The following is a 21,581-nucleotide window of genomic DNA, read 5'->3' as shown; positions in this document are numbered from 1 at the left end:
ACCCCCGACGAGGCAGGCTCTAACTGGAAGGCGATCAAGGAACGATCAGACGTTCAGGTTCATCCAGATGGATTTTGGCTCAGTGAAATTCTCCAGCGCCGCTGTCCCATGCTCCCGACCGAGCCCCGAATCGCGATCGCCGCCCCACGGCAGCCGTACGTCGGTGTAGCCATAGGTGTTGATCCACACCGTGCCCGCCCGCACCCGCTTGGCAAACCGTTGCACCCGGCCCATGTCACGGCTCCAGACGCCAGCCGCCAGGCTGTAAGCGGTGCCGTTTGCGATCCTGAGCGCATCCGCCTCGTCCGTGAACTTGATGACGCTGACGACGGGACCGAAGATTTCCTCCTGCGAGATCCGCATCTCATGCGTGACGCCGGCAAACACGGCGGGACTGATGAAATAGCCACGGCCGGCGGCACGCTCGCCACCTGTCACCAGCGAAGCGCCTTCCTTCTGTCCGATGTCGACATAATCGAGGATCGTCTGCATCTGACGTTCGGAGATCACCGGGCCGAGCGAGGTGGCGCGATCGAGCGGATCGCCGATCCGCAAGGCGTTCGCCCGCGCCGCCAGCCGCGCGACCACCTCGTCATAGACGCCTTCCTGCGCGAGCACGCGCGATCCGGCCGAGCAGACCTGCCCGGTGTTGAAGAAAATGCCGCTGGCGGCCGCCTTCGACGCCGCGTCCAGGTCGGCATCGTCGAAGATGACGTTGGCCGATTTCCCGCCGAGCTCAAGCGAGACACGTTTGAAGTTGCCGGCGGCGCCCTTCATGATGCCGCGGCCGACGCCGGGCGAGCCGGTGAAAGTCACCTTGTCGACATCGGGATGATTGACCAGGGCTTCGCCCACGGTGCGGCCGGGCCCGGTGACGATGTTGAGCACGCCGGACGGCAGGCCCGCCTCCAGCGCGAGCTCACCAATCCGCAGTGCCGATAGCGACGTCAGCTCCGCCGGCTTCATCACGACGGTGCAGCCGCAGGCCAGCGCCGGCGCGAGCTTCCACATGCCGATCATGAGCGGGAAATTCCACGGCACGATCGCAGCCACCACACCGACGGGTTCGCGCACGGTGTAGGTCAGCGCATCGTCGCGCGTGGAGATGACGTCGCCGCTGATCTTGTCGGCCCAGCCCGCATAATACGTCAGAGTGTCGAGCGCAGCAGGAAGGTCCTGACGCAGGATCGCCGCGATCGGCTTGCCGGCATCGAGGCTCTCCAGCTCGACGATCTCATCGGCATGGTCGCGGAGCAGCTGCGCCCATCTGAGCAGGATGTTGCCGCGCTCGGCAGCCCGCATCGTGCGCCACGGTCCCTCGAAGGCCCGCCGTGCAGCCGCCACGGCGCGATCGACGTCCGCCGCGTTGCCCTCGGCGATCGTCGCAATGACCTCCTCGGTCGCCGGATTGAGCGATTTGAACGTCCGCCCGGACAATGACGGCACCTGGCGCCCATCGATCAACAGCTGAAGCGGCCTTGCAAGATAAGCCGCAGCGCTCGATTCCCGCTCGTAATCATATGCAGTCGACATCATATTTCCTCCGTCTCTTGTATGCCACGGTAGGAGGAAATATGAGATCGTAAATATGATATGTTCTGCCTATGGCGGCCCGAACATATGAACTCGCCTTCATAACAGGGGCTCAGCAATGCTGCGAATTACGATCGAGCCCGTCTGGCGGTTTCACAAGGAGGAGAGTCCGCAGAGCATCGTCGTGATGCTCGGCGTTCTCAGCGAGATCGGGAAGACCGGCAAGATCACCAGCGCCGCCAATGACGCGCATCTCTCCTATCGGCATGTGTGGAATCTGATCGAGCAATGGTCCGATTTCTTTGGCGTGCCGCTGGTCGAGACGCGTCGTGGCAAGGGATCGAGACTGACCGCTTTCGGCGAGAAGCTGGTCTGGGCGGGCGAACGGATGCAGGCGAGGCTCGGTCCGCAATTGGAGAACCTCGCGCAGGAGCTGGCGACCGAGATCAAGCCGTTCCTGCAGCAGCGTCCCTCGGTAATCCGCGTGCATGCCAGCCATGGCTTTGCCGTGGCCAAGCTGCGAGAACTGCTCGACCGCGAGCCCGGCATCGGCGTCGACCTGCGCTATGTCAGCAGCCAATATTCCCTGGCCTCGCTGGCCCAGGGGGCCTGCGACCTGTCGGGCCTCCACCTGCCGCGCGGCGAGCTGCGCGCACAAGGGATCCAGGCCTGCCGGGAATGGCTCGATCCGAGGCACGACCGCGTCATCAGCTTCGTGACCCGCGAGATGGGATTGATGGTCAAGCGCGGCAATCCGCTCGACATCCGCGCGCTCCCCGACCTCGCGGATGGCAAGGCCCGCTTCGTCAATCGCGATCACGATTCCGGAACGCGGCTGCTGTTCGACCAGTTGCTGGCATCACATGGACTTGACGAGACCCGCATCAACGGCGCGCAGCAGATCGAGTTTACCCACGCCGCCGTGGCCGCCTATGTCGCAAGCGGCATGGCGGACGCGTGCTTCGGCGTCGAGGCCGCCGCCCGGCAGTTCGGGCTCGATTTCATCCGCGTCCTGACCGAGGATTATTTCTTCGTCTGCCGCCAGTCCTTCCTCGACACCGAGCCGATGCGCCGCGTGATCGAGCTGATGAAAGGCCGCGAATTCCACGAGGCGATCGCCGCACTGCCCGGTTATCAGCCCGCCGAGACCGGGTCGGTCCATACCGTGCGCGAGTTTCTCGACCGCGTCGACACCGGGGCATAGCCCTGCCCCACCGGGAGCGGACTGGACGGAGCGCGCTTCTCCGCGTTATATTCACGTTCATACAACGTAAGCCGTCAAGCAGCGTACAGCAGCGCCGTACCGAGGAGCGAATCTCCTGATGATCCATTCTCGTCGCTCCGCGGTGGCCCTTCGTCATGTTGCATTCGAGGATCTTGGCCTGCTCGCGCCGATCATGGAGCGCAACGGCTGGGATGTCTCCTTCTGTGAGGCCACGGTCGAAGACCTGACACATGCCTCGATCAGGGATGCCGACCTCATGATCGTGCTGGGCGGACCGATCGGGGTCTACGAGACGGAGAGCTATCCGTTCCTGACCGACGAGATCGCGCTCGTGGAACACAGATTGAAGCGGAACCTTCCGACGCTCGGCATTTGCCTCGGCAGCCAGATCATGGCGCGCGCGCTCGGGGCCCGCGTGCACAAGGGCCCGGTCAAGGAGATCGGCTGGGGCAAGGTCGAACTGACCAAGGAAGGCGCATTGTCGTGCCTGAAGGGACTGCAGGACGGCAGCGCCGTCGTTCTACACTGGCACGGCGACACCTTCGAGCTACCGCCAGAGGCCGTACGGCTCGCGTTCAACGAAAATTATGAAAATCAGGCGTTCGCTTACGGCCAACATGCGCTCGCCCTGCAATTCCACCTTGAAGCCGATCCGCGACAACTCGAAGAATGGTACGTCGGCCATGCCGTCGAACTTGCTGCCGCCAATATCGCGGTGACGGATCTGCGCGCGCAAACACAGCGCCACCGTGCCGGCCTTCTCGCGCAAGCCGAACGGGTCTTCGGCCAATGGCTGCATCAGATCGCGCCGATCGAGAGCTTCCGCCTTCCGAGGGTCGAGGCGTGAAGCCATCGCCAAGTCGAAACTGTGGCCTCCAGCCCTGCGGACAACGACACGATGCCTGCTCGATAGGTCGAGGGGCAATAGACCTCCATAACCCGTCAAGATCGGAGCATGGCCGGGAGCGGTTCGTTCTCATGCCCAGGCAAATCGGGAAAGGTCGCCGCTCAAGACAAAGTCGAACGTCTCACGGGCGAACTTGGCTGTGGCAAGCTTAACGTCGCGTGACATGGTGATGTTCTGACAAAGAAATCTGATGTTATTGATCTCTTTGCGCAGCAAATTCAGCTTCATATCGTCTTCACTGAAATTCAGGTCATATTCGTACCGGTACCCCTCTACGAAGCTCGCAAAGATGGCAGCCTCATCTTCATTGCCTTCCGCACGCAGCGCCCAGATGAATGTCGCGATATCGTATGCAAGCGGCCCACGACCTGAAAATTCGAAGTCAAAAAGCACCGCTTTCCCATCACTGTTGATTGCGTTGCCCAGCCAGGCGTCACCGTGGCAGATGCCAAACAATGCGGCGGACTCGTCGGCCAACTGGTCGACCAAATCGGTCAGATCTCGAAACACTACCCGTACGGCCGGGTCAATGTCGTCCCCGCCGTTGACGTTGATGGCCAGTGTGCGCGCCAGCCCCTCGATCGGTGCACGGTGCAGCTGAGCCAGCGATTGCCCGAAAGCGCGAGCGTCTTGCGCAGTCGTCGTGAGCGCACATCCGGGGATCGTTCGGCTCAGCAAGACATTGTACTCGATGCCATTGACCGTTTCGGGGCCAAGAACCGAGACTCCATCAATATCGGCGAGCTCATGGCATGGCACGTCATGCTTGCGCAAACTCGCTATCAAGGCAGCTTCGCTTTCAAGCTCATCGCGACTATGCAAAGTGGCGGGCGAGAATCGAACAAACAAATCATCATGTTCGCTCACAACGCGCAGATTCTTGTTGACCCCGTCCGTGATCATCCGCACGGCTCCCGGCGCAATATCGAACCAGCCGGCAACGAGTGCTTCGAAGTTGGTCACGCTAAAAGTCCAGCTTTATAGTTTTTCGATCGCAGAGAAAGCCGATAGCATCGGCAGCCGCATACTCCTCCGTAGGCAAATTGCGGCTTTCCAGGTCTTCTGCCGAGAAGCCGGCATGTATTGACGGCTGTCAAGGAGGAAATCTCTGCATCGGACGGCACTGATTACCCTGTTACGGCGGTCGAACCGCGCTTGGCTCTCAGGTCCGCAGCCGATCTCCAGCCCTCGCCCTCGCAGGCTCGAAACGACACAGAATCACGAAAGATGCGACGCTTTCCAGCTTAACTCCGCCACAAATGCCGGATCCATCGCGACTACGTGCCGCCGATTCAATTCTTTGTTATATTTCAATGCACCCATCGCCGGCCAGCACGAAGCTCCGTCTGTCGCCGCCGCTCATCGCGGTGGCTCGCCTCATCCTATCGTGATATATACATGAATATAACGAGGCCGAGACGGCCCGTTCGACAGGGAGTGCAATGCCTATGACTGACTATAGCCTTTTGATCGACGGACGAATGGTTCCCGGCGATCTGATCATGCCTGTTCTCAACCCGGCAACCGAGGAGGTGCTGGCGCAATGTCCGCGCGCCTCCAAGGAGCAGCTCGACCAAGCAGTCGCAGCCGCCAAGGCCGCCTACCCGGCCTGGGCTGCAACCCCGATCGAGGAGCGACGCCGTCTCATCGGCAAGATGGCCGATATCGTCGAAGCCAACGCGAGCGAGCTTGCTCGCATCCTGACCAGTGAACAGGGCAAGCCGCTGACCGACGCCACCGGCGAAGTCTTCGGCATGGCGGCCTTCTTCCGCTATCTCAGCTCGCTCGATCTGCCGATGCGGGTGATCGAGAATTCCGGCGAACGCCGCGTCGAAGCCTATCGCCGTCCGCTCGGCGTCGTCGGCGCGATCATCCCCTGGAACTACCCGCTTCTGATCCTCAGCTTCAAGCTGCCGTCGGCCCTGCTTGCCGGCAACACGCTGGTGGTGAAGCCGGCCCCCACGACCCCGCTCTCGACGTTGCGTTTTGCCGAGCTTGTCAAAGATGTGCTCCCGCCGGGCGTCCTCAACGTCATCGCCGACGCCAACGACCTTGGCGACCACATGACCAGGCATCCCGATATCCGCAAGATCTCCTTCACCGGCTCGACCGCGACAGGCCAGAAGGTGATGGCGAGCGCATCCCAGACGTTGAAACGGATCACGCTGGAGCTTGGCGGCAACGATGCCGGCATCGTGCTCGACGATGTCGATCCGAAGACGGTCGCGCCAGGCATCTTCGAAGGCGCTTTCCAGAACTCGGGCCAGGTCTGCCTCGCCATCAAGCGACTCTACGTGCATGAGAGCGTCTATGACGACGTCTGCAACGAGCTGGTGACGATCGCCAAGAATACCGTGGTCGATGACGGCGCCAAGCAAGGGACGAAGCTCGGGCCGCTGCAGAACAAGATGCAGTACGAGAAGGTCAAGGCGTTTCTCGAGGATGCGCATAAGAACGGCAAAGTCATCGCCGGCGGCGCGGCCATGGACCGCCCGGGATATTTCATCGAGCCGACCATCGTGCGCGACATCAAGGAAGGCTCGAAGCTTGTCGACGAGGAGCAGTTCGGTCCGGTGCTCCCGGTGATCAAATATTCCGACAACGATGATGTGATCCGTCGCGCCAATGCCACGAGCTACGGCCTGGGCGCTTCGGTCTGGTCGTCCAATCCCGCGCGTGCGCACGACATTGCAGGCCGAATCGAGGCCGGGACGGTCTGGATCAACAAGCACCTCGACATGGCGCCGAACATTCCATTCGGCGGCGCCAAGCAATCGGGGATCGGCACCGAATTCGCCGAGGAAGGCTTGGCCGAGTTCACGCAGTTGCAGATCATCAACGGACCGGCGGCGACGGCTTGAGCCAATCATGGGGGCTGCGGCAAGCCGCAGCCCCTCAAACAACCGTTGCCGCAATCCTCAAGAGGGAGCCGCGCGATGTTCGATGCCCAGTGCGATCTTGCCGCCTTGGTCTTCGATCCCGGCGAAGACCCGGACTCGGTGCTGCGCGAATTTGCCGCAACCTCGAATGCAAACGGCTTCCGTGCGGTCGGTCTGGTACAGATCGGACGCCATTACGTGAATGTCCCCAACATTTCGGCAATGCTTCTGCACGACGGCTCGGAGCTTGCGCTGTTGCAGGATGTTGGATCTCGTTCTCCCGGTCGCCGGCTGAAAGTGAGCCGTCTGCTGAACGCGGGGGCTCGAGTGGCGCGTGCGCTCGACGACGGCGCCGACATCCTGATCATCAACCGCTTCGGTCGAGAAGAGTGCGCAGGCCGGGGCCTCCGCTACCTCATCGAACGGGCTATTGATGCCGACATCCCCGTGGTGATCGCCGTTCCTCGCCACCGCTTCACGGACTGGATCAAGTTTGCGGAGGGCATGAGCGTCAAGCTTCGCTGCGATCGCGATGCACTCGATGGCTGGTGGCACGGGGTCTCGAGGCGCCATGCGGTCCCAATCCAGCAACGGGCTCCCACCGTTTGCGAAGTCTTCAAATGAGAGCATGGCCGGCAATCTGCGCCGCCAATTCATGATGCTGTCGTAGACGCGTTTTGCCGTTCATCGCAGCCGTTCCGTTCGGCCTACTCCGCATCCTGTATAGGATCAGATATAGCTTATTGATTATCAAAGATATTCGGCGATCACCGTTGACGCCGGACTGCTAACGGATCATTTTTCGCCGCCGTTCCGACACGGAGCCGAACAGAGCTCGCAGAAAGCCGTTGGCACCAGGTACCCACCGTACCGTCTTATCTGCTCAACAAACAGGCAGAGCGATCCAGGAAACGCGCAGAGAAGGGTGGTCTTCGGCCCGCTACGGCTCGCCGAAGACCCGCATTCGCGCATTGAAGAATGAAAGGACGTCTTATGGCAACGACGACAGCAGAGCTCGAGGCACTGCTGATGCAGCGCTCGCTCACCGACACGCAGCTTATCGCGGCGACGGAGAAGGCAGCCGATTTCCGAATCCTCCCCGACGCCACCGTGATCAAGATCGGTGGACAGAGCGTGATCGACCGCGGCCGCGCTGCCGTCTACCCGCTCGTCGACGAGATCGTCGCCGCTCGTCACAGCCATAAGCTCTTGATCGGGACCGGCGCCGGCACACGGGCGCGGCACCTCTACTCGATCGCGGCAGGGCTCAATCTGCCGGCGGGCGTGCTGTCGCAGCTCGGCGCCTCCGTTGCCGACCAGAACGCGGTGATGCTCGGGCAGCTCTTGGCCAAGCACGGCATCTCCGCAGTCGATGGCGCCGGGCTTTCGGCGGTGCCGCTCTATCTCGCCGAAGTGAACGCGGTCGTCTTCAGCGGCATGCCGCCTTACGGCCTCTGGATGCGCCCTGCGCCTGAGGGCGTCATCCCGCCCTACCGCACCGATGCCGGCTGCTTCCTGGTCGCCGAGCAGTTCGGCTGCAAGGCCATGATCTACGTGAAGGACGAAAACGGCCTCTACACCGCGAACCCGAAGACCGAGAAGAAGGCCACCTTCATTCCGAAGATCACGGTGGCGGAGATGAAGGCCAAGGGGCTCGCCGATTCCGTGCTCGAATTCCCGATGCTCGACCTGCTCGAGCAGGCCCGCCATGTCCACCAGGTTCAGGTCGTCAACGGCCTCGTCCCCGGCAATCTCACCCGCGCGCTCGCCGGCGAGCACGTCGGCACCATCATTACTGCGAGCTGAAAGGCCGACTGCCATGGACGACACCACCAACACCATCAAGCACGTCGCCTCGCCGCTCGCACGCCAGACCCTGCTCGACGACAAGCTCACCCACCCCGTGGCCGGCCGGCGCCCGATCCCGCTTCTACCCTGGCTCCAGGTCGTCAAGATCGGCGGCCGCTCGATCATGGATCGCGGCGCCGAGGCGATCCTGCCGCTCGTGGACGAACTCCGGAAGCTGCTGCCCGAGCACAGGATGCTGATCCTGACCGGTGCCGGCATCCGCGCCCGCCATCTCTACGGCGTGGGTCTCGACCTCGGTTTGCCTGTGGGTTCACTGGCCCCGCTCGCGGCCAGCGAGGCCGGCCAGAACGGCCACATCCTGGCAAGCCTGCTGGCTCCGGAGGGCGTCTCCTACATCGAGCATCCTACGATCGCGAACCAGCTCGCCATCCACCTCGCTGCCGCACGTGCCGTCATCGGCAGCGCGTTTCCGCCCTATCATCATCACGAATTCCCGACCTCGCGCATCCCCTCGCACCGCGCCGATACCGGCGCCTTCCTGATCGCGGACGCGCTCGGTGCAGCCGGGCTCACGATCGTGGAGGACGTGGATGGGGTCTACAGCAGCGATCCGAACGGACCCGGCGGCGCGAAGGCGGAGCTGTTGGCCGAGACCAGCGCCGCTGAACTTGCGAAGCTCGAGGGCACCCTGCCCTTCGATCGGACGCTGCTCGAGGTGATGACCTCCGCGCGCCATATCGCACGCGTGCAGATCGTGAACGGGCTGGTGCCGGGCCGACTTAGCGCTGCGCTACGCGGCCAGCACGTCGGCTCGATCATTCACACCGGCGCACGCCCGGCCTGATCGAAGCGACCGACATACAGCGAAGGCCGCTCGCTCCGGCAAGCGGCCTTCATCTTGTTATCCCGTCACCGGAAAACGTGGCCGCTCTCGTCCTGCCATCAGGGCAGATCGATGCCTCGCGCAGGCGCGGCTTGCAGCAACTCCTCCTTGGCCTGCCGCTGCAAGGTGCGGCCGCGCCAGATCGAGCCCGCGATGAGGACGACGAGCGCTGCCAAGGTCGAGACCACCGTCTCCATCACATCGAGATGGATGCCGAAATGAGTCTTGCCGGCGAATAGCGTCGAAGCAGCTTCGACATTCATGATCACCGTGCCATCCAGCAGGTAGTGCAGAAGCGGCTCGATCGCCGGATCGGTCGCGATCACCTCGCCGGCCACCCAACCGAGCAGCATCGCGCCGAGCCAGACCAGGAGCGGGAAACGGTCGAGCACCAGCATGATCAGCGCAGCACCGGCGATGATCAGCGGAATGCTCATGGCAAGGCCGAGGATCAACAGCGAGGCATCGCCATTGGCGGCGGCCGCGACTGCAATGACATTGTCCAGGCTCATGACGACGTCGGCGAGCGCCACGATCCGGATCGCGTGCCACAGCGTGGTACCCGCAGCGATCTCGTCGTCTTCGTCTTCGGGCACCACGAGCTTGGCCGCGATCACGAGTAGCGCCAGCCCGCCGATCAGCTTCAAATAGGGCAACGCCATCAGCGTCGCCACGATTCCGGTAAAGGCGATGCGCAGCGCGACCGCGATCCCCGAGCCGGCGACCATGCCCCAGAAACGATGGCGGCCATGAAGGCCGCGGCAGGCCAGCGCGATCACCAGCGCATTGTCGCCGGACAGCAGGATATTGATCCAGATGATCTTGCCGAGCGCCAGCCAGAAGCCGGCGGTCTGAACGCTGTTCTGGAATTGCGCCAAGACGTGGCCGAGACCGGCGGGATCAGTGACCTGCGACAGCCAATTCACGGCCTACCCCTTCGCTGCCGCCCATCGGAGCAGGACGGCGATCACGGCGCGGAGGCCATTCGGGCTCCGCGCCCCGCGCTCAACCGACGATTTCGTTGCCGGAGAAGAACTGAGCGATTTCGACCGCGGCGGTTTCCGGTGCATCCGAGCCGTGCACCGAGTTCTCGCCGATCGACTTCGCATGCAGCTTGCGGATCGTGCCGTCCGCAGCCTTGGCGGGATCGGTAGCGCCCATCACGTCGCGGTACTTCTGGATCGCGCCCTCGCCTTCCAGGACCTGAACGACGACCGGACCCGAGATCATGAAGTCGACCAGTTCGCCGAAGAACGGGCGCGCCTTGTGCACGGCATAGAAGGTCTCGGCCTGTTCGCGGCTCATGCGAATGCGCTTCTGCGCAACGATCCGAAGGCCGGCCTTCTCGATCAGCGCGTTAATCGCGCCGGTCAGATTGCGCTCGGTCGCGTCGGGCTTAATGATCGAAAAGGTGCGTTCAATCGCCATGATATCGTCCTCAAGAAGAGCAGGTTTTGTGGGTTGCGGGCTTATATCGGCGTGATCGGGCGACCGCAAGCGAGCAGGACGGATTAGTCCGACACGTCAAAAGTGCGCCGTCAGTCCGGGGCAGCCCGTCAGGGCCGAACCCGGAATCTCGTCATTCCGGGTTCGATGCTGTCGCATCGCCCGGAATGACGCTGGGAGAAGCAGCGTAGCGGTTACAACAATTTCACAATCCTGAACCCAGTCTGAAGGGCGTGTGCCACCAGCATTCACCTTCTCGGACGTAAGATCCTCTTCATCAGGCGGTGGCGAGCTGTCTCGTCAGGAGCGCCATCTCCCAGCCTCACGCGTCGTTCAGTGTGGCGCCATCAGCGCCGTAACCCAGGAGACGATCATGTTGCGCAAACTCTCCCTCATGGCGGTCGCCGCAGTGTCTTTGGGCGCAGCCGCCCTCGCCCCGACGGCGGCCTCGGCTCATTGGCACGGCGGCTGGTATGGCGGATGGCATGGCTATGGCTGGCACCGCCCCTGGTACGGTCCGCGCGTCTTCGCCGGTGGCCCCTATTACAGCTACGGCTATGGTGGGTGCTACGTTCGCCGCCTGGTCCCGACCCCCTGGGGGCCGCGCTGGCGCCTGGTCAACCGCTGCTATTAAGCGAGTATCGGCGCAGCTCTCCGGTCCCCCGCAGCGCCGATCTTGAGAAGCCCCGGCGAGCCCCCGCCGGGGCTTTTTTCATTCCTTGTTTACTAAAATCCCCTGCAATCTCAGCGGGAGCGGAAACCAATCTCCCCGCCATGACTTGGTACGGCATCATATTGAACACGCTTCTGGAACTCTGCCATGACCGGCTGTACCACCGATTTCAGCGAGGCGATGGATCGCAAGACCAGCCGATCGATCTGCGACGCCGTGGGGGAACGGCTGCAGCGCAGCCTGCCGCCGGATAGCCGCCTGCCCCGCCAGCTCCAGCGCCTGATCGACGAACTGGGAAAGCAGGATCGCGACATGGGACGGGCAGAGTGAGCCCGGTATGGCGCGGAGGTCACAATCGGTCATATCGCAGGCCGTGATCACAAAGCGGTTGCGTTTGGTGCCGGCTGCGGTGACAACGCCCGCATGCTTTCCATCACCGACATCTCGATCCGGCTCGCCGGACGGCTTCTCATCGACAGCAGCTCGGTGCAGATCGTACCCGGCGCCCGCGTCGGCCTCGTCGGCCGCAATGGCACCGGAAAATCGACACTGTTCAGGGCGATCCGCGGCGAACTCGCGCTCGAAAGCGGCGCGATCAGCCTGCCGCCCCGCTGGCGGGTGGGCAGCCTGGCGCAAGAGGCGCCGAACGGCCCCGAAAGCCTGATCGAGGTCGTACTCAAGGCCGATCTGGAACGCGACGCCCTGCTGCGCGAAGCCGAAACCGCGACCGATCCGCATAGGATCGCGGACATCCAGACGCGGCTTACGGATATCGATGCCCATTCGGCCCCGGCGCGCGCCGCCGCAATCCTGAGCGGCCTTGGTTTCTCGACCGAGGACCAAGCCCGCGCCTGCGCCGAATTCTCCGGCGGCTGGCGCATGCGGGTGGCGCTCGCTGCGACCCTGTTCGCCGCACCGGACCTCCTGCTGCTGGACGAGCCGACCAACTATCTCGACCTGGAAGGTACGTTGTGGCTGGAGGATCATCTTGCGCATTATCCGCGCACCGTGATCGTGATCAGCCACGACCGCGACCTTTTGGAAACCTCGGTCGACCAGATCCTGCATCTCGACCGCGGGAAATTGACGCTTTATCGCGGCAGCTACTCCTCGTTCGAGGAGCAACGCGCCACACGCGAGATGCTCGACGCCAAGGCGGTGAAGCGCCAGGAGGCGGAGCGCGCCCGCCTGCAGGCCTTCGTCGACCGCTTCAAGGCCAAGGCCTCGAAGGCGCGCCAGGCGCAATCCCGCGTCAAGATGCTGGAGCGGATGAAGCCGATCGCCGCACTCGTCACCCAGGACGTGCGCGAGATCACCTTCCCCGCACCGGAGAAGTTGCTGTCACCGCCGATCATCGCCGTCGACAATGCCTCAGTGGGCTATGACCCTGCACAGCCCGTGCTCAACCGCATCACCTTGCGCATCGACAATGACGACCGTGTCGCGCTGCTCGGCGCCAACGGCAACGGCAAGTCCACGCTGGTGAAGCTGCTGGCCGGCCGGCTGGCGCCGTTCTCCGGCAAGGTCACCCGTGCCGACAAGCTCTCCATCGCCTATTTCGCCCAGCATCAGCTCGATGAACTCGATGAGGCCGGCTCGCCCTACAGTCATGTGCGCAAGCTGATGCCGGACGCGCCGGAATCGAAAATCCGGGCACGTGCAGGCGCGATCGGCTTTTCGGGCAAGGCGGCCGATACCCTGGTGAAGAGCCTGTCGGGTGGCGAGAAGGCGCGGCTGCTCCTGGGCCTCGCGACCTTCTTCGGTCCCAACATGATCATCCTGGACGAACCGACCAACCATCTCGACATCGACAGCCGCGCCGCGCTCGCGGAGGCGATCAATGAATTCCCGGGCGCGGTGATCATGGTCTCGCACGATCGCTATCTGATCGAGGCCTGTGCCGATCGGCTTTGGGTGGTGGCCGATCACACCGTGAAGACCTACGATGGCGATCTCGATGAATACCGGCGCATGGTGCTGTCGACACGCAGCGGCGCGCCGGCGCGCGGGAACGAACGTGCTCCGACGGCCGAGAAGGCGGAGCGGCCACGCGGCGACAACAGGCGGAGCGCACTGAAGCAGAAGATCTCCGCGGCCGAAGCGGAGATCGTGCGCATTACCGACATCATCGCCAAGATCGACACGGCGCTGGCGATGCCTGATATTTTCAGCCGTGATCCGAAACAGGCGGCACAATTGTCGAAGGCGCGCGCCAACGCGACCGAAGCGCTGCAGCGCGCCGAAGAGCAATGGCTGCTGGCGAGCAGTGCCTATGAGGATGCAGCGGCGGGCTAGCGGAGAGCCGACTGTTTCCGTTCAAAAAGTATCCGCTCGAAGCAGCGCGAAAGAGGTCCGTGGACTGAACCTCTCAAGGCAATATCGGTCCTGTCCGATACAAATATTCGCTGAGGTCGTTCAGGTCGCCGCGTGCTTCTTCTTGCCCTTCGGTTTGACGACCTTCGGCGGCGGACCGGCATCCGGGGCCTTCTCGACCGAACTCAACCGGCCGCCGGTGAAGGTGTAGATGCCGGCGCGCCCACCATGCAGCCACGTCACCGTCGCAACCCGCGCATCGCCCGCGCCGGAGATGTTGACGCTGTCGGGCGCGCCGATGCCGCGCACCACGTCGCATTCGGTGTGACCAAGCGCGACGCTACCGGCGGTCTGCGGCGGACCGCCGGCGGCATCGGTCGATGCATTGGCATCGGCAGGAGCGACCGCAGGGGCCATCCCGGGACAGCCACCTTCCGCGCTGACGAGGTCGTCGGCCGTGACCGGCTTGTCAGGAGTGAGCGGCGGCGAATCGATCGAGATGTTGCGGATGAACAAGCGGCTCGGCCGCGAGAACCACTCGGCGTCCTTTGAAAGCAGATCGGACGCGCCCGAGCAGCCGGACACGACCGGCGCGAGCGCAAGGAACACCAAGATGTGCGTCAGTCTTCGGGTGTGATCTCGCACCATAAACCCCGCCGAATTACCACCGAGTAGCGATTTAACCCGTTGTCCCACCACCACTTTGCGGCACGTTCGTGGCTATACCAACGCCCTGCCGACAAAACGGCAAATTATCATCAACCGCATGGGGTAGCTATTGGCGCCGTTGCCAGCGTCCCCGCTCGTCGGTCTGCCAATAGGTGACTTCGAATCCGCGAGCCTTGCAGTCGGTCCACGCCGCGCGAGCGTTTGCCAGCCCATCCGGATCGTCACCATTGAACACCAGGACCATCCGTTCATAGCTATGCGCATCCGCCGGCAGCGGCGCGTTGTCCACAAGGAAACGCACCGTCGCGCCGTTCGGATTGCCCTCTTCCATCGACAGCACCACCGGTTGCTCGGCCACGTCGGCCACCCGCCAGGTTGCGTGCGGCAGAAACGAATCGTCACGATAGGTCCACAGATGGGCATCGAGCGCATCGGTCCGCTCCGGCGACGTCGCCTGCACCACCACCCGCCAGCCCCGCTCGAGCGATTTCTCAAGCAAGGGCGGCAACACGCTTTCCAAAGACATGTTTTGCAGGTGGTAGAACAGGACTTCGGTCATCGCGCGCCCTATCGTTTGGCCTCGTAGAAATCGGCCACCAGCCGATCCAGCAGACGGACGCCGTAACCGGAGCCCCAGCTCTGGTTGATCTCCGATTTCGGCGCCCCCATCGCGGTCCCCGCGATGTCGAGATGCGCCCAGGGCGTGTCGCCGACGAAGCGCTGCAGAAACTGCGCGGCCGTGATCGAGCCGCCATGGCGCGAGCCGGTGTTCTTCATGTCGGCGAACTGCGAATCGATCAGCTTGTCGTATTCGGGCCCGAGCGGCATCCGCCACACCTTCTCGTCGGTCTCCTGCCCGGCCTTGGTCAAACGTTCCGCGAGTTCGTCATTGTTGGAGAACAGGCCGGCGTGCTCGGTGCCGAGCGCAACCATGATCGCGCCGGTCAAGGTGGCCAGATCGATCATGAATTTCGGCTTGAACTTGGTCGCGACGTACCAGAGCACGTCGGCGAGCACGAGGCGCCCTTCGGCGTCGGTGTTGATGATCTCGATGGTCTGGCCCGACATGGATGTCACGATGTCGCCCGGGCGCTGCGCGTTGCCGTCGGGCATGTTTTCCACAAGGCCGATGGCACCGACGACGTTCACCTTGGCCTTGCGCGCAGCGAGCGCATGCATCAGGCCGACGACGCAGGCCGCGCCGCCCATATCGCCCTTCATCTCCTCCATGCTGCCGGAGGGCTTGATCGAGATGCCACCGGTATCGAAGCAGACCCCCTTGCCGACGAAGGCGACCGGTTGATCGCCGCGCTTGCCGCCGTTGTAACGCATCACGACGGTGCGCCCCGGCCGGGCCGAGCCCTGGGCGACGCCGAGCAGCGCCCCCATGCCGAGCTTCTTCATCGCAGACACGTCGAGGACATCGACGGTCACGCCGAGTTTACGCAACGCCCCCGCCCGCTTGGCGAATTCTTCGGGATAGAGCACGTTGGGCGGCTCGTTGACGAGGTCGCGGGCGATGATCACGCCATCGGTAATGTGCGACCGTGGAGCGAACGCCTTCTTGGCGGCCGCGGGGTCGGCCACGGCGATCGAAATGCTCGCGGGCAGCCCGCCGTCATCGTCCTTCTTCTTGGTCTTGTACCGGTCGAAACGATAGGCCCGCAGCCGGATCCCGGCTGCGAGCGCGCCGATCTGATCCGGCGTCATGGCCCCCTCGGGGAGCTCGGCAAGCACGGTCACCGGTTCGCTCTTTACATTGAGCTTTCCCGCCAAGGCCCCGCCATACTTCAGGAAATCCTTTTCCTTTGGCTCTTTGTCCTTGGGACCTTTGTCTTTGCCGTCCTTGGCGCCATCCTTGGCCTTCCCGGTACCGATCACGATCAAGCGCTGAATCTTGATTCCATCGGGTGCAAGCAGGTCGAGGGCAGACCCGTCCTTGCCTTTGAACTGTCCGGCGCTCGCAGCGCGCTTGATCAACTCGGGCGCGGCGCCGAGCGCCTTCGCGGTGGCGGGACCGATTCGCAACGAGTCGTCACAGAACGCCACCACGATACCGCGCAACGCGGTCGACAATGGAACGAAGCCGACCTTGACGGCGTCGGACATCAAGCAATCCTCCAATAATCATGAGCCGCCGGACGCCTTATCCGTCCCCCAATCGAGGGGCAAGGCACGATTGGCGGCGTTTCGGAACGCGACGTCGCAACACTATGGCCCGCCGTTGCCGCCGCTGCCAAGCGCCGCGTGGCCAGCGCGCCACAACAGTTAAATTTTAACCGTATTATAACGGCGCCATGGCACAGCCATTTTGTTGACAGATCAAAGGGATGGTAGTGAGAATCTTGGCCTTCGGGAAAGTGTTCAACCCGTAGGCTCGGAGCCGCTTTCGGGGTAGTTTGCAGGTGCTCGTCGGGGGGCGGCGAGCGGGTTGTGCGGGTCAGGATGGGGTCGATCGACAGGTATATTTTCCGCACGACCCTGGCGTCGTTTGCGGTGGTCTTGATCAGCCTCACGGGCGTGATCTGGATTACGCAGGCGTTGCGCGGTATCGACCTGATGACGAGCCAGGGCCAGACGATCCTGACCTTCCTGGGCATCACGGGTCTGGTGATCCCGTCCTTGATTGGGGTGATTTCGCCGATCGCGGTGATGATCTCGATCTCGCACACGCTGAACAAGCTCGCGACCGATTCAGAGATCATCGTGATGAACGCGGCCGGCATGTCGCCATTCCGGCTATTCCGCCCATTCGTCTACGCTACCTGTGTCGTGGCGGTGCTGGTGACCTTCATCGCCGCCTATATGGCGCCCGATGGCCTGCGCCGGATCAAGCAATGGGACGCCGAGATCACGGCCGACGTGCTCACCAACATTCTGCAGCCCGGCAGCTTCAAGCAGCTCGATCAGGGGCTGACGATTCGCATCCGCGAACGCAAGCCGGGGGGCGAGCTTGCCGGGATCATGATCGACGACCGGCGCGATCCCAAGGAGCGCAACACGATCATCGCCGACCGCGGCACTGTCGTGAAGAACGGCGACGGCTCGTTCCTGGTGCTCGAGGACGGCAATCTCGAGCGATTCGAGATCGGCAAGCGTGAGCCGGCGCTGGTGGCGTTCGCTCGCTACGCCTTCGACATGTCGAAATTCTCCAGCCAAGGCCACGATGTCGCGCTCGGCATTCGCGAGCGCTATCTGTGGGAATTGTTGGAGCCGGACGAGAACGACCCGATCTACAAGCAGATCCCGGGACAGTTCCGGCAGGAACTGCACGACCGTTTCCTGGCGCCGCTCTATCCCTTCGCCTTCGCCGCCCTGACCTTCGCGTTTCTGGGGGCCCCACGCACCACCCGTCAGAGCCGCAACTTCTCGATGGGCGGCGCAATTCTCACCGTGTTCGGGGTGCGCATGGCCGGCTTCGCCTGCTCGGTGATGACGGTCAAGACCCCGGTTGCCGCACTGGTCCAGTATCTCATGCTGTTCGGCGTCATCGGCCTCTCGGTCTGGATCATCGTTGGCGGCGTGGTGGTCGAGCCGCCGCCGGCCCTGATGGAGGCGATCAACAGGTCCAATGCGCGCATCGCGCGGCTGTTCGGAAGGCCGGCCACCGCATGAGCATGGTCACCAACACGCTTGGGCGCTATTTCGCCGGCCGGTTTCTGGTTTCAGCCATCGGCGTGTTCGCGAGCATTTTCGTGCTGCTCGTGCTGGTCGATTACATCGAGATGGTGCGCAGAACCTCCGGCATTGCCTCGGCCTCGGCGATCATGGTCGCGGAGACGTCGCTGTTTCGCGTGCCGCAGCTGCTCGAGAAGATGATGCCGTTCTGCGTCCTGATCGGCGCCATGACCTGCTATCTGGCGCTGTCGCGGCGGCTCGAACTGGTGGTGGCGCGCGCCGCCGGCGTCTCCGCCTGGCAATTCATCGCCCCGGCCCTGGTCAGCTCGATCCTGCTCGGGATCCTCGCCACCGCCGTCTACAACCCGGTCTCCGCCAACTTGCGGGAGTTGTCCAAGCGGATGGAAGCGGAACTGCTCGGCTCCGCGCCGGCCGGCGGCGTCCAAGATGCCTCCGGCTTCTGGCTCAACCAGATCAACAGTGACGGCCAGGTCATCATCAACGCCGCGCGCAGCGAGCAGCAGGGCGCACGACTGACCGGGCTCACGCTCTTCCGGTTCGATACGGACAACCAGTTCAAAGAACGAATCGAAGCGAGAGAGGCGACGCTCGAGGAAGGCCACTGGCTGTTCCGATCGGTGCGCCGATTCTCGCTCGATGAGCCCCCGGTCGATCAGCCGACCTTCATTTTGCCGACAACTCTGACGCCGGCCCAGGTCCGCGACAGCTTTTCCACCCCCGAAACTGTGTCGTTTTGGCAACTGCCGAGCTACATCCGTTCGTCGGAAAGCTCAGGCTTCGCGACCGCGGGCTATCGGCTGCAGTATCATAAGCTTATCGCGCAGCCATTTTTGCTGGCTGCGATGGTGATGTTGGCTGCGTCCGTGTCACTCAGGTTCTTCCGGATGGGTGGCGTTCAAAAAATGGTTTTGAGTGGCGTGGGCGCCGGCTTTCTGCTCTATGTGCTGTCGAAAGTAACTGAAGATTTGAGCAAGGCTGAGTTGATGCATCCGATCGCTGCGGCGTGGCTGCCCGTGTTCGTCGGCGGCCTCACCGGATTTTTGGCCTTGCTCTACCAGGAGGACGGTTAGTGCCGTTCGTCGCCGTCCGACAATCAGCTCTTGCCGCAGCCCGGCAGCAAGCCGTTGCGCGCTGCGCGTGCGCGCGCGCGTCTGTTGTCGTGTCCATTTTCTCGTCCGTTGTCCTCGGACCTCTGCTCGCCTTTGCGTTGACCCTGGTCGTTGCCGCCGCGCTCGACCTGGTCTCCGCCGCGCCCGCCTCGGCTCAGGGCTTCACCTACAATCCGCGCCCCCCGAAACCGGCTCCGCCGCGGGTGGCGAACGACAACCAGATGCTGGTGCAGGCGACCGAGGTCGACTACGACTACAACAACTCGCGGGTGTCGGCGGTCGGCAACGTGCAGCTGTTCTATAACGGCACATCCGTCGAAGCCGACCGGGTGATCTACGACCAGAAGACCAAGCGCCTGCATGCGGAAGGCAACATCCGCATGACCGACTCCGAGGGCAAGATCACCTACGCCAACAGCCTCGACCTCTCGGATGATTATCGCGACGGCTTCGTCGATTCGCTCCGCGTCGAGACCGAGGATCAGACGCGGATGGCGGCAACGCGGGCCGACCGCTCCAGCGGCAATTACACCGTGTTCCAGAACGGTGTGTACACGGCATGCGCGCCCTGTAAGGACGATCCGAAGAAGCCCCCGCTCTGGCAGGTCAAGGGTGCCCGGATCATCCATGATCAGAACGAGAAGATGCTCTATTTCGAGAACGCCCAGCTCGAATTCTTCGGCGTTCCGATGGCGTATATGCCGTACTTCTCGACCCCGGACCCGACGGTGAAGCGCAAGAGCGGCTTCCTGATGCCGGGCTTTTCCTCGTCGACAGCTTTCGGCTTCGGCGTCGAGATCCCATATTATTGGGCGATCGCGCCCGACTACGACGCGACCTTCACCCCGCGCATCACCTCCAAGCAGGGCGTTCTGCTGCAGGCTGAGTTCCGCCAGCGGCTGAACAATGGCGCCTACCAGGTCAAGCTGTATGGCATAGACCAGCTCGATCGGAACGCCCTGGCCGGTCAGCCCGGTGACCGCCAGTTCCGCGGCGGCGTGGAGACCCATGGCCAATTCGCGCTGAACGACAAATGGGCGTTCGGCTGGGACGGCGTCGCGCTGTCCGACTATTTCTTCATGTCGGATTACCGGCTGTCGCAGTTCAAGGATCCCTACACCTCGTTCATGAGCCTGCCGACGGAAGCGATCTCGCAGCTCTATCTGACCGGGGTCGGCAACCGCAGCTTCTTCGACGCGCGCACGATGTACTTCCTGAGCTTCTCAGGAAACCAGCAGACCGTGCCGGTCGTCTATCCCGTGATCGACTACCAGAACGTGTTCAACTATCCGATCCTGGGTGGCGAGGTCAGCTACAAGACCAATTTCGTCAACCTGTCGCGGCAGACCGCCGCGTTCGATCCGGTGAACACGACGGCCAGCACCACCGGCCTCTGCGCGGTCGCCTCGGCCGATCCGCTGGCGCGCCTGCCGTCGCAATGTCTGCTGCGCGGCGTTCCCGGCACCTATACCCGCCTCACCGGCGAGGCGCAGTGGCGCCGCTCCTATACCGACTCGATCGGCCAGATCTGGACACCGTTCGCGATCCTGCGTGCGGATGCGATCAATGCGAGCATTTCGAACCAGCCCGGCGTGTCGAACTTCCTGCCGACCGGAGACACCCAGGCGTTGCGGGTGATGCCGACCGTCGGCCTCGAATATCGCTATCCGTTCATCAACGTGCAGCCGTGGGGAACCACCACGATCGAGCCGATCGCGCAGGTCATCGTCCGCCCCAACGAGACCTATGCCGGCAAGCTGCCGAACGAAGACGCCCAGAGCATGGTGTTCGACACTTCGAACCTGTTCGCGGTGGACAAATTCTCCGGTTATGACCGCGTTGAAGGCGGCGGCCGCGCCAATGTCGGCGTCCAGGCCACCACCCAGTTCGACCGCGGCGGAACCGTCAAGGCGGTGTTCGGGCAGTCCTACCAGCTGTTCGGGCTGAACTCCTTCGCGGTGCGGGACGTCACCAACACCGGCGTCGATTCCGGCCTGCAACGCGCGGCCTCGGACTATGTCGCGAGCGTCGATTATTCGCCCAACCGGACCTATACGTTCAGCGTCCGCTCGCGCTTCGACCAGCAGACCGCGACCATTCAGCGCTTCGAGGCCGAAGCCAGGGCCAATTTCGATCGCTGGTCGGTCGGCGTGACCTATGGCGATTATGCCGCCCAGCCCGATATCGGCTATCTGACCCGGCGCGAAGGCATCCTCGGCAGCGGCTCGGTCAAGATCACGTCGAATTGGGTGGCTACTGGCGCCGCCCGATGGGACCTGCAAGCCAACAAGATCAATCAATATGCCGTCGGCGCAGGCTATGTGGACGATTGCTTCACGCTGGCCGCGAGCTATGTAACGTCCTACAATTACACGGCGGGAACCGCAGCCCCGACGCTCAATCACACATACATGCTGACGATCGGCCTGCGGACACTTGCCAATACGTCCGTTGGCTTCTAACAGCGCGGAGCGGTGTTTCGGAGGGGGAGTTCGG

At 63.1% G+C, this 21,581-nt stretch carries 19 protein-coding genes; 12 read left to right on the top strand and 7 right to left on the bottom strand.

The features are described from left to right. Positions 1-45: 45 nt before the first annotated feature. Positions 46-1,533: an aldehyde dehydrogenase family protein gene (locus QXZ85_RS18355; RefSeq protein ID WP_315728938.1), complete on the bottom strand. Its 1,488-nt coding sequence runs from the start codon at positions 1,531-1,533 to the stop codon at positions 46-48. Positions 1,534-1,651: 118 nt separating this feature from the next. On the opposite strand from QXZ85_RS18355, the gene QXZ85_RS18350 reads away from it, so the two are divergent. Both QXZ85_RS18350 and QXZ85_RS18345 read left to right on the top strand, forming a co-directional pair. Then, positions 1,652-2,737, top strand: a complete 1,086-nt coding sequence (locus tag QXZ85_RS18350) for a substrate-binding domain-containing protein (protein ID WP_315728937.1) — start codon at positions 1,652-1,654, stop codon at positions 2,735-2,737. 118 nt (positions 2,738-2,855) lie between these two features. After that, complete coding sequence (locus tag QXZ85_RS18345) at positions 2,856-3,605, top strand: glutamine amidotransferase (RefSeq protein ID WP_315728936.1); 750 nt, start codon at positions 2,856-2,858, stop codon at positions 3,603-3,605. A gap of 129 nt (positions 3,606-3,734) precedes the next feature. Here the strand turns inward: QXZ85_RS18345 and QXZ85_RS18340 are convergent, their stop codons facing one another. After that, the gene (locus tag QXZ85_RS18340) at positions 3,735-4,628 is read right to left on the bottom strand and encodes a phosphotransferase enzyme family protein (RefSeq protein WP_315704185.1); all 894 of its coding nucleotides are present in this window, start codon (positions 4,626-4,628) and stop codon (positions 3,735-3,737) included. A 485-nt stretch (positions 4,629-5,113) separates the two neighbouring features. Here QXZ85_RS18340 and QXZ85_RS18335 point away from each other — a divergent pair, with 485 nt between their 5' ends. The 4 genes from QXZ85_RS18335 (at position 5,114) to QXZ85_RS18320 (ending at position 9,197) form a co-directional block, all read left to right on the top strand. After that, a complete protein-coding gene (locus QXZ85_RS18335) occupies positions 5,114-6,526 on the top strand; it encodes an aldehyde dehydrogenase family protein (RefSeq protein WP_315728935.1) in 1,413 nt (470 codons plus the stop codon). Between the two features lie 75 nt (positions 6,527-6,601). After that, positions 6,602-7,168, top strand: coding sequence for a DUF2478 domain-containing protein (locus QXZ85_RS18330; protein WP_315728934.1), 567 nt, complete (start codon positions 6,602-6,604; stop codon positions 7,166-7,168). A gap of 369 nt (positions 7,169-7,537) precedes the next feature. Continuing rightward, positions 7,538-8,350 (top strand): uridine kinase, encoded by an 813-nt coding sequence (locus QXZ85_RS18325; RefSeq protein WP_315704188.1) that lies wholly within the window; start codon positions 7,538-7,540, stop codon positions 8,348-8,350. A 13-nt stretch (positions 8,351-8,363) separates the two neighbouring features. Beyond that, positions 8,364-9,197 (top strand): molybdenum storage protein subunit alpha, encoded by an 834-nt coding sequence (locus tag QXZ85_RS18320; protein WP_316174584.1) that lies wholly within the window; start codon positions 8,364-8,366, stop codon positions 9,195-9,197. Between the two features lie 98 nt (positions 9,198-9,295). Here QXZ85_RS18320 and QXZ85_RS18315 read toward each other — a convergent pair whose 3' ends face one another. Beyond that, positions 9,296-10,162, bottom strand: coding sequence for a TerC family protein (locus QXZ85_RS18315; RefSeq protein ID WP_315704190.1), 867 nt, complete (start codon positions 10,160-10,162; stop codon positions 9,296-9,298). A gap of 79 nt (positions 10,163-10,241) precedes the next feature. Continuing rightward, positions 10,242-10,664, bottom strand: coding sequence for a nucleoside-diphosphate kinase (ndk, locus tag QXZ85_RS18310; protein WP_315704191.1), 423 nt, complete (start codon positions 10,662-10,664; stop codon positions 10,242-10,244). Positions 10,665-11,055: 391 nt separating this feature from the next. Here ndk and QXZ85_RS18305 point away from each other — a divergent pair, with 391 nt between their 5' ends. The 3 genes from QXZ85_RS18305 to QXZ85_RS18295 all read left to right on the top strand — a co-directional run bounded on the left by QXZ85_RS18305 (position 11,056) and on the right by QXZ85_RS18295 (position 13,650). Continuing rightward, positions 11,056-11,316 (top strand): sulfur globule protein precursor, encoded by a 261-nt coding sequence (locus QXZ85_RS18305; protein ID WP_315728933.1) that lies wholly within the window; start codon positions 11,056-11,058, stop codon positions 11,314-11,316. 186 nt (positions 11,317-11,502) lie between these two features. Then, the gene (locus QXZ85_RS18300) at positions 11,503-11,685 is read left to right on the top strand and encodes a hypothetical protein (protein ID WP_315704193.1); all 183 of its coding nucleotides are present in this window, start codon (positions 11,503-11,505) and stop codon (positions 11,683-11,685) included. 93 nt (positions 11,686-11,778) lie between these two features. Continuing rightward, a complete protein-coding gene (locus QXZ85_RS18295; RefSeq protein WP_315728932.1) occupies positions 11,779-13,650 on the top strand; it encodes an ABC-F family ATP-binding cassette domain-containing protein in 1,872 nt (623 codons plus the stop codon). A gap of 120 nt (positions 13,651-13,770) precedes the next feature. Here the strand turns inward: QXZ85_RS18295 and QXZ85_RS18290 are convergent, their stop codons facing one another. The 3 genes from QXZ85_RS18290 to QXZ85_RS18280 all read right to left on the bottom strand — a co-directional run bounded on the left by QXZ85_RS18290 (position 13,771) and on the right by QXZ85_RS18280 (position 16,446). Then, positions 13,771-14,316, bottom strand: coding sequence for a hypothetical protein (locus QXZ85_RS18290; protein WP_315704195.1), 546 nt, complete (start codon positions 14,314-14,316; stop codon positions 13,771-13,773). A 127-nt stretch (positions 14,317-14,443) separates the two neighbouring features. Then, positions 14,444-14,896 (bottom strand): DNA polymerase III subunit chi, encoded by a 453-nt coding sequence (locus tag QXZ85_RS18285; protein WP_315704196.1) that lies wholly within the window; start codon positions 14,894-14,896, stop codon positions 14,444-14,446. Between the two features lie 8 nt (positions 14,897-14,904). Continuing rightward, on the bottom strand, positions 14,905-16,446 hold the full coding sequence (locus QXZ85_RS18280; RefSeq protein ID WP_316174581.1) for a leucyl aminopeptidase: 1,542 nt from the start codon (positions 16,444-16,446) through the stop codon (positions 14,905-14,907). 336 nt (positions 16,447-16,782) lie between these two features. Here QXZ85_RS18280 and lptF point away from each other — a divergent pair, with 336 nt between their 5' ends. The 3 genes from lptF to QXZ85_RS18265 are packed head-to-tail and all read left to right on the top strand — an operon-like array spanning position 16,783 to position 21,547. Continuing rightward, positions 16,783-17,952, top strand: a complete 1,170-nt coding sequence (gene lptF, locus QXZ85_RS18275) for an LPS export ABC transporter permease LptF (RefSeq protein WP_315704198.1) — start codon at positions 16,783-16,785, stop codon at positions 17,950-17,952. Then, positions 17,949-19,046: an LPS export ABC transporter permease LptG gene (gene lptG, locus QXZ85_RS18270; RefSeq protein WP_315704199.1), complete on the top strand. Its 1,098-nt coding sequence runs from the start codon at positions 17,949-17,951 to the stop codon at positions 19,044-19,046. Before lptF ends, lptG begins: the two co-directional genes overlap by 4 nt. Beyond that, on the top strand, positions 19,046-21,547 hold the full coding sequence (locus QXZ85_RS18265; protein ID WP_315704200.1) for an LPS-assembly protein LptD: 2,502 nt from the start codon (positions 19,046-19,048) through the stop codon (positions 21,545-21,547). Before lptG ends, QXZ85_RS18265 begins: the two co-directional genes overlap by 1 nt. The last annotated feature ends 34 nt before the right edge of the window (positions 21,548-21,581 follow it).

Source organism: Bradyrhizobium sp. SZCCHNGR1005 (genome assembly GCF_032489995.1).
GTDB lineage: Bacteria > Pseudomonadota > Alphaproteobacteria > Rhizobiales > Xanthobacteraceae > Bradyrhizobium.
This window is presented reverse-complemented; position numbering and strand designations above follow the sequence as displayed.

Coding starts and splice junctions, on each gene's coding strand:
- QXZ85_RS18295 (WP_315728932.1), top strand. CDS start 11,779: ATGCTTTCCATCACCGACATCTCGATCCGGCTCGCCGGACGGCTTCTC.
- QXZ85_RS18305 (WP_315728933.1), top strand. CDS start 11,056: ATGTTGCGCAAACTCTCCCTCATGGCGGTCGCCGCAGTGTCTTTGGGC.
- QXZ85_RS18325 (WP_315704188.1), top strand. CDS start 7,538: ATGGCAACGACGACAGCAGAGCTCGAGGCACTGCTGATGCAGCGCTCG.
- QXZ85_RS18290 (WP_315704195.1), bottom strand. CDS start 14,316: ATGGTGCGAGATCACACCCGAAGACTGACGCACATCTTGGTGTTCCTT.
- QXZ85_RS18300 (WP_315704193.1), top strand. CDS start 11,503: ATGACCGGCTGTACCACCGATTTCAGCGAGGCGATGGATCGCAAGACC.
- QXZ85_RS18330 (WP_315728934.1), top strand. CDS start 6,602: ATGTTCGATGCCCAGTGCGATCTTGCCGCCTTGGTCTTCGATCCCGGC.
- lptG (WP_315704199.1), top strand. CDS start 17,949: ATGAGCATGGTCACCAACACGCTTGGGCGCTATTTCGCCGGCCGGTTT.
- QXZ85_RS18280 (WP_316174581.1), bottom strand. CDS start 16,446: ATGTCCGACGCCGTCAAGGTCGGCTTCGTTCCATTGTCGACCGCGTTG.
- QXZ85_RS18320 (WP_316174584.1), top strand. CDS start 8,364: ATGGACGACACCACCAACACCATCAAGCACGTCGCCTCGCCGCTCGCA.
- QXZ85_RS18350 (WP_315728937.1), top strand. CDS start 1,652: ATGCTGCGAATTACGATCGAGCCCGTCTGGCGGTTTCACAAGGAGGAG.
- QXZ85_RS18335 (WP_315728935.1), top strand. CDS start 5,114: ATGACTGACTATAGCCTTTTGATCGACGGACGAATGGTTCCCGGCGAT.
- QXZ85_RS18285 (WP_315704196.1), bottom strand. CDS start 14,896: ATGACCGAAGTCCTGTTCTACCACCTGCAAAACATGTCTTTGGAAAGC.
- lptF (WP_315704198.1), top strand. CDS start 16,783: ATGGGGTCGATCGACAGGTATATTTTCCGCACGACCCTGGCGTCGTTT.
- QXZ85_RS18355 (WP_315728938.1), bottom strand. CDS start 1,533: ATGTCGACTGCATATGATTACGAGCGGGAATCGAGCGCTGCGGCTTAT.
- ndk (WP_315704191.1), bottom strand. CDS start 10,664: ATGGCGATTGAACGCACCTTTTCGATCATTAAGCCCGACGCGACCGAG.
- QXZ85_RS18345 (WP_315728936.1), top strand. CDS start 2,856: ATGATCCATTCTCGTCGCTCCGCGGTGGCCCTTCGTCATGTTGCATTC.